Source organism: Streptomyces sp. NBC_00887 (assembly GCF_045207585.1).
The window spans coordinates 2,359,443-2,371,986 of the sequence record NZ_CP108788.1 but is presented as its reverse complement, the minus strand read 5'-3'; the positions used below and the strand labels follow the sequence as shown (position 1 = coordinate 2,371,986).

At 67.5% G+C, this 12,544-nt stretch carries 11 protein-coding genes and 1 pseudogene; 7 read left to right on the top strand and 5 right to left on the bottom strand.

The annotated features are described in order from the left end of the window. Positions 1–107: 107 nt before the first annotated feature. Positions 108–713: a DinB family protein gene (locus OG844_RS10785; RefSeq protein WP_406389668.1), complete on the bottom strand. Its 606-nt coding sequence runs from the start codon at positions 711–713 to the stop codon at positions 108–110. A gap of 365 nt (positions 714–1,078) precedes the next feature. On the opposite strand from OG844_RS10785, the gene OG844_RS10780 reads away from it, so the two are divergent. From OG844_RS10780 to OG844_RS10755, 6 genes and pseudogenes are all read left to right on the top strand, one after another. Further along, entirely contained in the window at positions 1,079–1,771 is a 693-nt protein-coding gene (locus tag OG844_RS10780) for a transglycosylase SLT domain-containing protein (RefSeq protein ID WP_406389667.1), read from the top strand. Positions 1,772–1,788: 17 nt separating this feature from the next. After that, positions 1,789–2,031, top strand: a pseudogene (locus OG844_RS10775) (peptidoglycan-binding protein); the annotation flags it as partial. After that, positions 2,026–2,433, top strand: coding sequence for a M23 family metallopeptidase (locus tag OG844_RS10770; RefSeq protein ID WP_406396078.1), 408 nt, complete (start codon positions 2,026–2,028; stop codon positions 2,431–2,433). The pseudogene OG844_RS10775 and the gene OG844_RS10770, both read left to right, overlap by 6 nt. Before the next feature lie 268 nt (positions 2,434–2,701). After that, positions 2,702–3,523, top strand: coding sequence for a hypothetical protein (locus OG844_RS10765; RefSeq protein ID WP_406389666.1), 822 nt, complete (start codon positions 2,702–2,704; stop codon positions 3,521–3,523). 196 nt (positions 3,524–3,719) lie between these two features. Next, the gene (locus OG844_RS10760; protein ID WP_406389665.1) at positions 3,720–4,115 is read left to right on the top strand and encodes a transposase family protein; all 396 of its coding nucleotides are present in this window, start codon (positions 3,720–3,722) and stop codon (positions 4,113–4,115) included. Beyond that, a complete protein-coding gene (locus tag OG844_RS10755; protein WP_406389664.1) occupies positions 4,003–4,413 on the top strand; it encodes a transposase family protein in 411 nt (136 codons plus the stop codon). Before OG844_RS10760 ends, OG844_RS10755 begins: the two co-directional genes overlap by 113 nt. 341 nt (positions 4,414–4,754) lie before the next feature. On the opposite strand, the gene OG844_RS10750 is transcribed toward OG844_RS10755, so the two are convergent. The 4 genes from OG844_RS10750 to OG844_RS10735 form a co-directional block, all read right to left on the bottom strand. Beyond that, a complete protein-coding gene (locus OG844_RS10750; RefSeq protein WP_406389663.1) occupies positions 4,755–5,222 on the bottom strand; it encodes a hypothetical protein in 468 nt (155 codons plus the stop codon). A gap of 100 nt (positions 5,223–5,322) precedes the next feature. Then, on the bottom strand, positions 5,323–6,858 hold the full coding sequence (locus tag OG844_RS10745) for a S8 family peptidase (protein WP_406389662.1): 1,536 nt from the start codon (positions 6,856–6,858) through the stop codon (positions 5,323–5,325). A gap of 1,252 nt (positions 6,859–8,110) precedes the next feature. Then, positions 8,111–9,235 carry an FAD-dependent monooxygenase gene (locus OG844_RS10740; RefSeq protein ID WP_406389661.1) on the bottom strand — a complete coding sequence of 375 codons (1,125 nt, stop codon included), beginning with the start codon at positions 9,233–9,235 and terminating at the stop codon, positions 8,111–8,113. A 47-nt stretch (positions 9,236–9,282) separates the two neighbouring features. Further along, positions 9,283–11,307, bottom strand: a complete 2,025-nt coding sequence (locus tag OG844_RS10735) for a LodA/GoxA family CTQ-dependent oxidase (protein ID WP_406389660.1) — start codon at positions 11,305–11,307, stop codon at positions 9,283–9,285. Positions 11,308–11,745: 438 nt separating this feature from the next. Between OG844_RS10735 and OG844_RS10730 the strand changes: the two genes are divergently transcribed. Next, on the top strand, positions 11,746–12,390 hold the full coding sequence (locus OG844_RS10730; RefSeq protein ID WP_406389659.1) for a dihydrofolate reductase family protein: 645 nt from the start codon (positions 11,746–11,748) through the stop codon (positions 12,388–12,390). Positions 12,391–12,544 lie beyond the last annotated feature (154 nt).

Genomic DNA, 12,544 nt, shown 5'->3' with positions numbered 1-12,544 from the left:
GGACGAGCAGGGAACGGCAGCAACGGGGCGGCCGGCTACCTGAGTTCATCAGAAACCAGACGCTTCGATAGATCAGCACCCACGACCGGCATCATGCCGCACGAACATCAAGTCACGTGAGACAAACTCCAAGCCTTGATTGGTGCGGCCGACCTGGCGGCTTGCTCGATCTTCGCACAGTAGGCCGCACGAACTTCCTCGTCGATCTGCCTCTCGTTTTCGGCGCGCAGCCCGGTTCGGCCGTCGAGGCCCTCGCGCAGGATGTCGGCGTGCCCGGCATGCCGGACGGTCTCGCTGAGGACATGGGTCATGACAGCGAACAGGTTCGTGTTGGCGTAAGGCTCCGGCCACCACGGCACGTGGCCGGGAGCGTCGAGGGGAAGCTCGTTGATCGTCGCGTCCGAGTGTTCCCACGTGCGCCGGTAGAACCCGATGATCTGATCGCGGGTCTCGTCCTCGGCCGCCCACTGATCGCTGCCGTCGGAGTCCTGCCACCGGGACAGCGGTTTCGGGGAAGGGCGGTCGAAGACCTCGCCGAAGTACCTGGCCTCGACGGTGGCCACGTGTTTGACCAGGCCGAGGAGGTTGGTCCCGGTCGCTGTCAAAGGTCGGCGGGCGTCGTACTCGGACAAGCCGTCGAGTTTCCAGAGCAACGCCTTGCGGTCCCGCCGCAGTCTCCCGTGCAGGTTGTCTTTCGCGAATTCATCGATCATGCGGCATGAGCCTGCCATGGGCTGCTCGTGGTCTCAAGATCCCGTACGTGGTCCGCAACGACTGGCAGAGCCGAGGCCTTGCTATGGCCGCCGCCCTGACCTGCTACAAGAACCTCGCGAAAACTGGGTTGCACAGCAACGACTCCCCGGTCCGAGGGCATTGACGGGACTGGTCGTCCGAAACCTCCAATGGCCTGCACGTTGTCGGGTTTGCGCGCGACTCTCATCAGGCGCATGGTGAAAGAAGGAGAGCTGTTACGTGAGCAGCACACAGTCCCGGGGGTGCGCAGCTTCCAGGCAGGGGCGCTGCTGCTCCTACCGGCAGACTCACTCCATTCCGGCCTCCAACAGTCCGAGGAGGCACGATGGTTACTCTCTCCAACGTGCGGTTCGGCAAGCGCAACGATGAGGTCAAAGCCACTCAGGCGGCGCTCATGACAGTCGGCATGAGCATCCCCGCGGGCGCCACCGGGTTCTTCGGCGAGCAGACAAGATCGGCCTACGCGGCGTGGCAGCGCATGCTGGGATTCACGGGCTCGGCTGCCGATGGTTCCCCCGGCTGCTCCTCACTGGCGAAACTGGGTGCCAAAGCCGGGTTCGTAGTGGACTGCCGCCATCCCGGTGCCCTCAGCAAGAGTTCGGTGCGCTTCTCGAAGAACTCGGGATTGGCCATCGACGAGGGCACCGCCCGCGTGTTTGCCGAGCAGGCATGCGACAGGACCGGTGCACCGAGGAGCTGGGTAACGGGGGTCGGAAACGGAGCGAACCTGCTGACCCTCATATTCCGCGAGTCGTCCTTCAAGCCGAACGCGGTGAACCGGGACGACGTCAACGCAACAGGCTCGGTCCAGTCGGATGGTGCCAGGCTCAACTGCTCGCGGGGCTATGCCCAGGTGATACCCGATACGTTCGCCGAGAACCACCAGGCGGGCACGTCCGACCGAATCTACGACCCGGTGGCGAATATCGCGGCAGCAATCAACTACATCTGGCGCCGGTACGGTGACATCTCGCACGTTCAGCAGGCGAGTCCGCATCGCGATCCGGCCCCTTACTGAAAGCAGGGAAGGTTATGCCTGCGTTGGCGCCGTTCCCAGGAGCAAAATTCTTCCACAAGGGACAACGCAGTCCCGTGATCACCGCGATGGGTAAACGCCTGGTGGCGGAAGGGTGCGGAAAGTACCGGGCGGGTCCCGATCTCGAGTGGTCCGATGCCGACCGACAGTCGTACGCCGCCTGGCAGCGCAAGCTCAAGTTTGACGGGGCCGATGCCAACGGTATTCCGGGCAAGACCTCCTGGGACCGGCTCCACGTGCCGACTGCGTCGCCCACACCTTCTGGTGCCCGCGTTGCATCTCCCGTACCGGGACGCGACGTCACGACCCCTTACCGCAAGAAGGGGCCTCACTGGAGCCTGGGCTATCACACCGGCGCGGACTATGCCGCTCCGAAGGGTGAGCCATGTGTCGCGGTGCGCAGCGGGTCCATAGTCCGCAGCGGACTCGACCCCAGTTTCGGCAAGTTCGTCGTGTTGCGCGTCGGCGGTTTCGACTTCTGGTACTGCCACCTCGACGAGCGGACGGTGCGCAGCGGTTCTGTGAGGGCAGGCCAGAAGGTTGGAGAAGTCGGCTCCACCGGGAATGCCACCGGCCCCCATCTGCACTTCGAAAAGCGCCCCGCAGGTGGCGGCCTCCGATCCAACGTGAGACCCGACTGGTAACCGGAGACGAGTCATCATTCGCGCGTGTCGCGGGATGCGCGAGCGTGGTCTCCGCGCGGTGATTCTTGGCCCGGCGGAGACCAGCAAGTGGACCGCCCGGCTCGGAACGAGTTCGCGTGGGGCGGCACCCGGGATGGGGTTCTTCGCCGAGGCATCTCCGGTTCGTGCGCGATGCGGCCGGACGGCCTCGGCGAGTTCGTCTTCCGGGAGTACCCGGACGGGGGCGCCCCCGAGCTGGAGGAAGAGCAAGGCCGGCATACGGCGTTCAATGCCCTCGTCCGGCAGTAACTTGCAGGACGCCCGCGACAAGGTTCAGGAAGCGTATAGGAGAGATGCGATGCACCTGTTGCCGATCGAGGTCAAGGTCAACATCGAGGGTGACGTGGCGGCCGCACTGTCGGCCCTGGGCGCGTCCAGCAGCCCGATGACGAAGCGTCGAATCTGGTTTGCCGAGGACCGGAACGGCGTCGCCGAGGGCCGGGTGCGGCTGCTGGACTGCGGCGTCATCGTACGGTTCAGGATCGGCGGGAGTCGGGACGATCTGACCGTCAAGTTGCGCCCGTGCACCGGGAAGCAATTGGCCGGCCGGTTCTCCGCTCCGTTCGAAGCGGACCCGTTCACGTACAAGATCGAGGAGGACTGGTCGGGGAACCATCAGGTGCTGGCGGCCTCTCTGGTGCATGGTCACCCGCCGGGGGTCCTGCCGGACGCGGTGAAGCCCGGGGCCGATCCCGCCGCGTCGATCGACGCGGTGCAGAACCAGTTCCTGCACGTCTGCGCGCCCGCCGTCCAGCTGGACGGGCTGGTCGCGCTGGGGCCGATCCTCTCGACGAAGGCCGAGGACGTTCCACTTGACGACCTGGAGGTCGATCTGGAGGCATGGTCGGTTGCCGACCTGGACTTCCTGGAGGTCTCGATCCGGGTGAAGCCCAAGGACGAGGACGACATCGAGAAGTTCACGGCGCGGGCCGAGCGCAAGCAGCGGAAGCTGGAGGATACGGTGCGGGAGCGCGGGGTCGCGCTCTCCGAGCACCCCGAGAGCAAGACTCGACGCATCCTCACCGCCTTGGCGGGAGCTGGGCAGAGCTGAGACGGCGGCCCGGTCGCGGTTCGGTTCTTCGGAGGGCGCAGGGGGCGAGCAGAACTCGTCGGCCCCTTACGAGTTCGTGCATGGTTAGCAGTGACGTTGGCCCTGCCTGCTCGTTAGGCCGTTCGTGGTGGGGATGCAGGCGCGCGTGGGTTGATCATGTCTGAGCGTCGGGTCACGGGCCTTTCAACGGCGGTGATTGCCGATCTGGCAGCGGAGTTGGGGCTTCTGGCAGGCCCGCAGAGATGCCGAGCTCGAGCTACTCGACCGACCGCGCCGGCGAGCGGTCGGAGCGGGCGCGAAGTACAAGCTGGTCTTCGTCGACCGACTCCTGGCCACACAAGTTCGCCTGAGGCACGGCGTTACCCACGACGTGCTGGCCTGCTGGTTCCAGGTGGACCGGTCGACCATCACCCGTGCGGTCGGCGAGATCCGGCCTCTACTCGCCGACCGCGGCTGCCGCATCGAGGGTGCCGGCACTGATGGACGCCACCGAGATCAGGGTCCGTCGCCCGAGCGCACACCGCGGCGGACGCCGCCGGTCGATCTCCGGCAAGAGCCGCATCAACGCCATGAAAGCCCTCGTCGTCACTGATGAGCGCGGACGGCCATTGTTCTGCGGCGAGGTCCGGGCCGGATCCGTCGCTGACATCACCCAAGCACGTGACGCCGGCCTGGTCGACCTGCTCGCCGACACCATTGACCTGCAGATCCTTGCCGACGCCGGCTCTCAGGGCCTCGCGGCGCAAACCTACGGCCTGGTCGTCACCCCACCACGCAAACGACGCGGCAAACACCTCGAACATCTGCAATGGCTGAGGGCACACCACGAGGCGGCCCGCTTCGCCCACCAGGGATCTGGCAGCCCCTCGAGACGGCCGATTTCGCCTTGAAGGTGGAAGATCTCCAGCTCCAGGCGTCGGTGTTGCTTGCCCCGGCGGCCACCAGACCGGCCTCCGGCAGACCGGCCTCCGGCATTCCGCGCCCGGCCGGAATGCCGGGTTCTGCCGCTCCACCTTCGCCCTCCACCAGGTGGAAGTGCTGGACCCACAGCGCTCGGCCCTTCCAGAAGCAGAGTCTCCACGGCTGCCTCAAAACCCGCAGCTACCCTCTACGACGACGTAACCGCATGGTCACCTCACGCCCAACCCCATACCGCTCGACGACCAATGACTTGGGGTCCGACATGGTGCTCGGTTCCTTCCTCGCCGAGGGGGTTTCGGCCCGACGGAGTTCACTCAGGGGGCACGGGAGAATTCCGCTCAGCCGGTGCTGCCAGAACCTGACCGACCAGCTGGAAGTGCCATGCGATGGCCTCGCCATGAGGTTCCACCAGGGCGGTGCGCGGCGGAAGGATACGCACCGGGCTGCGCCCCAGGACGAGTTCGGTGCCGGGAGCACCGATAACGAAGCGGTCCGGCTCCTCAACGGGAGTGAGTTGCCATGCGCTAGGTTCTGTGGATCCGCCCACCGGAACATTGTGGTCGGGCTCGCCCGCGAAGCCCAGGAACGTCTTGCTTCTGACGTTCGTGATCGTGCAGGTGCCGTGACTGGCGGGGTGGACCTTCCACTCCTGCTCGCCACTGCCGTTGGGAGGCAGGAACTGTACCGGTGACGAGTCGTCGTCCGAGTTCTCCAGGGTGAGAAGGTCGCCGCCGGGAGCACTGATCCGGTAGCAGCCATCAGGGGTGAATGAGGTCATACTATGACTCCCGTCTCATCATGCGGCGCAAGCGCGCCCAGGCGCTGCGACGGGCGGTCCAGCCGTCACAACGCCTGCTGTTGTCGGCGATCGCCGACGATCACGCCAGCGCGGCCGGAATCAGCTGACTCAGGTCGGGCCGGTTTCCGATCCGCTGGCTGGCCGGGCGTCCGGGCGCGTCCTGCTGAGGCCAGCCGGTGTTCCTCAGCACGTTCCGGACCTGCCACCCGTCCAGCGGAATACGGTCGCTCGCCTTCAGTACGCCCTGCACACAGGCGACAGCGCCAACGACGATCGGGGACGCGCTTGACGTCCCGCTGAACCTGTCGGTGTACCAGAAGTCGGGATTCCCTCCGGCCTGCAGATCGCCGTATCCCGTCGTGGTGACCTCTCGGCCCCAACCCTGCGCGTCCACGCAGGAGCCGAAGTTGGAGAAGTCGAGGCGGGAACGGTCGGGGCCCCAGTCTGCGCCGTGGGTGCCGGGCGGGGGAGCTCCGGCGCCGACGATGACGGCACCGGAGTCGAGCGGGTTGCGCCGGAATGGGTTGGCCCACCACGGGGGGAAGCCGGGGGACCCGTCGTACACCCGGTCGTCGAGGTTCTCCGCGCCGTTGCCGGCGGCTTCGACGACGACCACGCCCTTGTCCGTGGCATACCGGATGGCAAGGAAGTCATCCGGCCACCACTCGACTGCGATGAACCCCTGCTGGCCTGTCCCGGTGGCCCGTGGCCCCGGCCGGTGAATCTCCAGGAGAAGAACGTCTCCGGGACCCAGTCGGTCAGCGGCGGCCCGGATGGCGGTCGCGGTCGGCAGGGAGAACGATGAGGCGCTGATCACCGCGTCGGGCGCGATACCGGTGACGCCGAACCCGTTCACGTCACCACTGATTTCACCGAGGACGGCGGTGCCGTGATCGGTGTCGGTGCTGTTGATTCCTGAGATGACACCCCCCTGGTTCTGGAGCAGGTCCTCGTGGCCGAAGCGCCAGCCCCATTCGCAGTCGATCACCTGGACCCCGTGCCCTGTGCCGCCGGGCTGCTGCCATGCGTGGCGGGAGTTGATGCCGGCCGGCCCCGGGTCCAGGTAGATCTGGCGGACTGTGTAGTCGGGCGTCATCGACGGTGCGTCCGGCCCTGTGGGGGCCATGTCGTTGATGGGCGACTCCTTGCTGCGCTCCTCGGCCTTGGAGAAGGGGCGTGTCCAGGGCCGGGCCCCGGTTTCGGCCCGGGCGGGTTGGGCGGCCGGCTTAATGTAGGCGGCCTCGATGACATCGAGTCGCCGGAGTCTTTCGGCGATCTCCTCGAGTCGCTCCTCGGGCGCGTCCACCTGGTAGAAGCGCACCATTCTGCTGAGGCTCTCCTGGACATGGTCAGCGGACTCGCCAGCCTGCGGCATCTGGTGGACCTGGCGGCCCAGTCGCCCCAGGTCGGCGTCGAACAGCGGCTTCAGGACGATGTCGGGCGCAGCCGCCAACTCATTCAGACCGGCCACATCAGCGCCTAGGGCCGACGAGGCGCCCGACGGCGTGATCTCCACGCCCACGTCCTCCGCCACCGCGCAGATGAGTTCCGGATGTCCTCGCACTTCGTCGTACTGCGGTCGGCGGTTTCCGTCATTCATTCCCTGCCTGGGCATATTCGCTCCCCTTCCACGTGGTGACGCGTGAGAGTCTCCGGCTGGGGGTCGGATCGAAATCCGCAAGTGTCTGCGCCGGAAAGGCATAGGTCTGCCGTACGGGCTTCAGCCTCTGAGTCCGGCGCGCGGCCGTACTTCCTGAACTACGACCCGTCGTCTGAACCGCCGGAATGACATCGACAGGATGACGGTGCCGATAGCTCTACCTCTCCACGCTGACACAGGTTCCGTTCGGCCGCACATCCATATGGCGGACGGCCAGTGGAGGGAAAATTGTGCCCTCAACGAAGTATTGCGGTAGCCGCCGTCGACTCAGACTTTACGGATGGCGGGGTGGGCGGCGGACACCTTGAACTTGATCTGGGTACCCGCCACTGCGGGCTGATGGACAGCCAGACTCTCGACGTGAACCTACCCTTGAGAAAGTGGTTGCCCGGATCACCCAGAACACCGGTGTCGACGACCTCGCAGGTCTTGGACTCGGCATCCGTATCGACCGGCCCGGCAGCATCCTGCGCGACTGCCACACTGTCTGGGGGTTTGGGCGTGGTCGGGGCTGGCCTGGGCGATGGCACCGGTGTGCTGCCTGCCCGCGTACATCGCTGCGTCAGCAGCCCTCATGAAGGTCGGCCGGCCGCCGCTCCCGATGGCGGCCGGGGCGGCGGCACTGAGGGAGACGGAACAGCGGCAGCAGCCCGTCGCCGTATGGGACGGGTCGGGTGATCAGGCGGGCCAGGACACGGAGCGCATGAAGCTGCTGCGGGGCCGGGCTCGGCGTGCCAGACCGCGGCCTCCTTGAGCCAGGACGGAACCGCGTCGTCGCAGGTGCGGGATGCACGTCAGGGCGGCATGAGCGCTGACCCGGTGGTCGTCGCTCAGGATTTGTTTGGGCGAAGGGGTTTCATGCACGTCGTAGGGGGAGGGGCGTTCCACAGCTGTGGGCCGGGGGAGAAGTACGACAACCCCCACACCTTCGCCAAACCCTTGGCGTCGGCGCTGGTCAGCGCGAGCCCACGGGCCAGGGATGCCCTTTCGTGCGGCCGAAGGCGCGCAGATTCCTGGCGTGGCCGATGCCCTGCACCCACGCAGAGGAAGCTGCCTCGTGCAGGGGCGCCGCGGCGCTGTCGCGCAGCCGAGGATGCAGGGTTACACGCTGACCGATCAGTCGTAGCCTCTCGCGCCGAGTTTCTCGGGCGCAGCGAGCTGTGCCCCCTCCGGTAGCACCAGGGCCGGCACACACGCAGCCAGAATGTCATCGGTCAGCTTCTCGGTAGACATGCAGTCCAGGAGCATGTGCTGGACCAACCGTCCGTGCCGCCGCCGTCCCTTGTCTTCGGGACCAGAACGGGCGGTCGGGCCAGCGTGTCTCCTGGGCGTGAACGGTCCGGTGCGCGTGCTGGTACGCCGTGCGGGCTGTGGTGATCTTGGCTGTGTACGCGTCCAGAGCGCCGGGGATGCCACGCAGGTGGGTGTCGATCGCCTGGCCCGCGCCGAGTCCGGTGTAGAGGGCGGTGAGGATGCCCTGGGAGGACACGGGATCGAAGGCCAGGACGGCGTCTCCTGCCGCGATCCAGCCGTCGCCGTGAACCTGGTCCAGGTGGGCGGTGTGGGCGGGGGCGCGGCGGGGATGGTTCGGTGTCCCGATTCCGTGCGCGTCGGCGGTGGGCGCCACATACCGGGTGGTGAGGAGGCGGCGGCGGAAGTCCGCAGGGGTGAACAGGTCGGGGTCGGTGAAGTAGGAGACGAGACGGCGGCGGGAGGGCAGCAGGGTGGTGTACCACCAGCCGTCAGGGGTGGATTCGACCAGGGAGTGGCCGTCGGTGGCATCGGGCAGGGCACCGAGGGTGAGGTGATGGGCGGTCAGTCGGTCCTCGACGTGTCGGCGGGCACCTGCGGTGACGGCGATCGCGGCGCGTCTGCCGGTGGCGTCGACGATCCAGCGACATGTGACGGTGCACGGTCCGGCGGGTGCCGCGTGCAGGGTGAGCCGCCAGGTGCCATCGCGGTGGCGTACGGGTCGGCGTACCGCGGTGTGTTCGGCCACGTCCGCTCCCGCCGCGCGGGCCGCTATGCGCAGGGTGCGGTCGAACAGTGAGCGGTCCAGGTGCCAGCCGTGGCCGTAGGGATCGCGGATGAAGTCGACGGTACGCAGGGTGGCGGAGCCCCAGGCGGAGTGGTTGCCGTGGCACGGCAGATGTCCTGTGGTCAGGACGGTGTCGGGGACCTGAAGGTCGTGCAGGAGCAGGCTCGCCGCCGGCACCAAGGCCTCGCCGGTCTTCGGCGGGCCGGTCGCGGAATCGGCAAGAAGCACCGTGCGGCCTGCCCTGGACAGTGTGAGGGCGGCGGCGCAGCCGGCGGGGCCGCCGCCCGCGACCACGACGTCGTAGTGTTCGCGTGGCGGTCTGCATGTCGCCGTCTGGGAGGTCACTGGGATTCGTGGAGCGGGTCGAGGTTCTCCAGATAGCCGGCGGCGATCGCCGCCTCGTCATGGCCGGTAGCGCGCATGGCCTCGCCGATGGCCTGGGTCACCAGGGCGTCCTCCACCTGTTCGGCCGAAAGTTCCCCGCTCCAACTGCCGGCCTCAGCGGCCAGTAGAGGGCTGGCGGCCTGCGGGACCTGAACGTTGACGAGGTTGGCGTGATCGGGTGCCCCTCGCAGTTGCTCGCCGGGGATGGACTCGACTTGGATGAACTCCGGGAACCTGCCGTCCCCACCCTCGTATCTGTGGGTCTCGACGATGCCGAAGTCGGGCCAGTCGTCGATCATCTGCCGGCGCTGCTTGTTGAAGTCGGAGCCGGTCAGGCCGCGCAGCCACACGGCGCGTCGTTCGAAGGCCTGCTCTCTGGCCTGGAGGTCGGCGCCGGGGTCGTTGACGATGTCGAAGTCCGAGCGCTTCAGGACGTGGTTGGGGATCTGGGCGGGCCAGAAAGTGGGCAGGTAGGGGCTGTAGCGCGGGCCAAGACCGCTCAGCACCTGGTAGCCGGAGCGGCAGCTGGCGGCGTCGCACTGCCAGGGGGCGGCCATCCAACGGGTGAGGTCTCCCGGGCCCTGCGCGGACAGTGGGCCGTCCTTGGACTTGACCTCCTGGTCGCTGAGGACGTCCCCGTAGTCGCGTTCGGGGGTGCCCGGTGAGCGGTGCAGGATGCGAAAGGGCTCGGCGTACATGGTCTTGCTCCGTACAGACCAGGTGACTTCGCAGCCGGGGTGGAAAGCGTCCGCGGCGCAGTTGTCCAGCGCGGCCCGGTCGAGCAGGGCCGGTTGCTCCTGGACGGGTGCCTCATCGAGGTCCTCGTGGTGAGTGTGGAGCGGACCGGGCTGGAATCGGCCCTCCGCCCACCGGGCGAGCAGCCGGTCCTGGGTCGGGGAGAGCCTGATGTGCTGCCGTTCCGAGGTGCCCCCGCCGCTGGACATCGCGTCGCCGTACAGCCAGGGCCACGGCAGCGGTGACGTTCCGTCCCGTGCGTAGTCGCGCATCTGGACGTAGATCTGGCGGCGCAGCTCCTGGCTGCTGCCGCCCGGGTCAGCGAGGCGTGCACGCAGTGCGGGGTCGAGAAAGTTGTGGGGGCCCTTCCAGCCGAACTGGGTGGCGAAGCCGTGGTTGGTCCACTGCAGCCCGCAGAACCTGCTGAGGATCGGCTCGATGTGGTCGGCATAGGCGACGACGTCCTCGCCCGGCACTGTTCCCTCCGTGGTGAACACGTCCTGCAGTACGTCGTAGAGGGTGCGGACGGTCTTCACGCCAGGGGCGTAGTGCGGTGGGGCCACCACGACCCAGGCCGGCGTCGCCGTCCTCGTCTGTCCGCCGATCGCGACCTCCGCGGTCACAGGGCCGTCGGAGACGTCGTCGTACCAGGTGTCGTTGTTGGTGACGCCGGTGATCGGCTTCTCCGGGGTGGTGTAGGAGGACGACTTCCCGTTGCCGCCGACGACCAGCAGGCGGCCGGTGGGCTCGGTAGAGATCGTGCCGAGCGGGACCTTTCGGCCCATGATCGTGCCGGTGTCGAAGGTACCCACGTCATGCAGGGAGGCGCGAACGGTACGGATGCCGGGGTCGATGACGAGATTCCGGCGCTCGGCGCCGATCACGTCGGCGTTTCGCCTGCCTCGCTGTTCCGGCGTCAGGGAGGCCGCTTCGGGGATGTCGAGCGGAATGTGGAAGCGGTACCAGGCGGCCTTCTTGTTGGCCAGGTGCACCGACCAGCGGATCTCGCTCACGCCGTCCTGGCCGAGCTTCAGCTCGCGGACAACCTGGCCCGCCTGGTTGTAGCCGTAAACCCGGAACCGGGCCGCCTGCTTGATAACCGCCCCGGACGCGTCCTTGGTGGAACCGGGAGAAAGCGGCCTCTGGTGCGGTGACTCGGGGCCGATGAACGGCGCTGCGGAACTGTTGCCGACCCGGGCGACACCGATCGCCGGATGAATCTTCACCTGCACGATCTGCTGGTCCATGGGAAGCCTTTCGGTCGGACACACACGAAGCGAACATGGCATGGGTGTGGGTGTCTTCGCAGGTGGCGGGGGCCGTTGGAGGGATGGACTCGCACCCTCGGGCCAGGTGGGGCGGCGGTCCGGGGAAGTCGGCGGCGTTGGACAGCTGGAAGAGAGCCGTTCCCGTTGGGTTTCAGCGTCCGCGAGGCCGAGGGGCCGAGCGCTGCAGATGGCCCCTGAGGCGTTCTGGTTGGCCGGATGAGCGATAGGCGGCCCGCGGGGGAGCCGGCCCGGTGAATCGCCGTCGCAACGGACTGGTCTTCTTACCGTTCCCTGGCGAGGCGACCTCGTGGTCATTCCGCCCGACCGGGTGAACCCGGGTGCCGTCGTGGCGATGAGTCTGCGGGCGTCCGCTGGTCTATTTCTTGGGGGAGACAACCGACTCATCGGGAGTAAGTCATGGGCTCCATCCACATCGAGCTGTTCGCGACCCTCGACCTTGTCGGGCAGGCGCCCGGCGGCCCCGAAGAGGACCCGGTGGGGTTCCCGTTCGGTGGCTGGCAGGCGCCCCTGCTGGACGAGGTCGCCGGGGCACAGGTCGGTGCCGCGTACGAGGGCACGGACGCCCTCCTGCTCGGCCGGCGGACGTACGAGATCTTCGCCGCCTACTGGCCTCACCAGGAGGGCGGCGAGGACAACGAGATCGCCACCCTCTTCAACAGCGTCCCGAAGTACGTGGCCTCTCGCGGCAGGCCCGACCTCTCCTGGGCCGGATCCACGCAGCTCGGCCCGGACCTCGCCGAATCGGTGCGCGAGATCCGTGACCGGCACAAGCACGTGAAGGTCGTCGGGAGCCTGAACCTCGTGCAGACCCTGCTGCGCGAAAAGCTCTTCGACCGTCTCGACCTCTGGCTGCATCCGATCGTGCTCGGCGTCGGGAAGAAGGTGTTCGAGGATGGCGCGGTGCCCACGAACGTCACGCTCCTCGCACCTCCGGTAGCCGGCCCGAAAGGCACCGTGTACCTGCGTTACGGGCTCGCCGACGGCACGCCCGCGACGGGGGACATGAGCGCACCCGATCGCGGTGCCGGAAGCGACGACTGAGGCCACCCCGCGCTTGGCCGCAGCGCGGTGAGGGCGAGCGGAATCTGAGCATCGAAGTTGTCCATACGGGCCAGGTAGCGCGCTCAGTCACAATCGAGGTTACTGAGCACGTCAGTTGGTTCCTGAGCGGCTCAGTCGGCTCGTCCGAGCATCG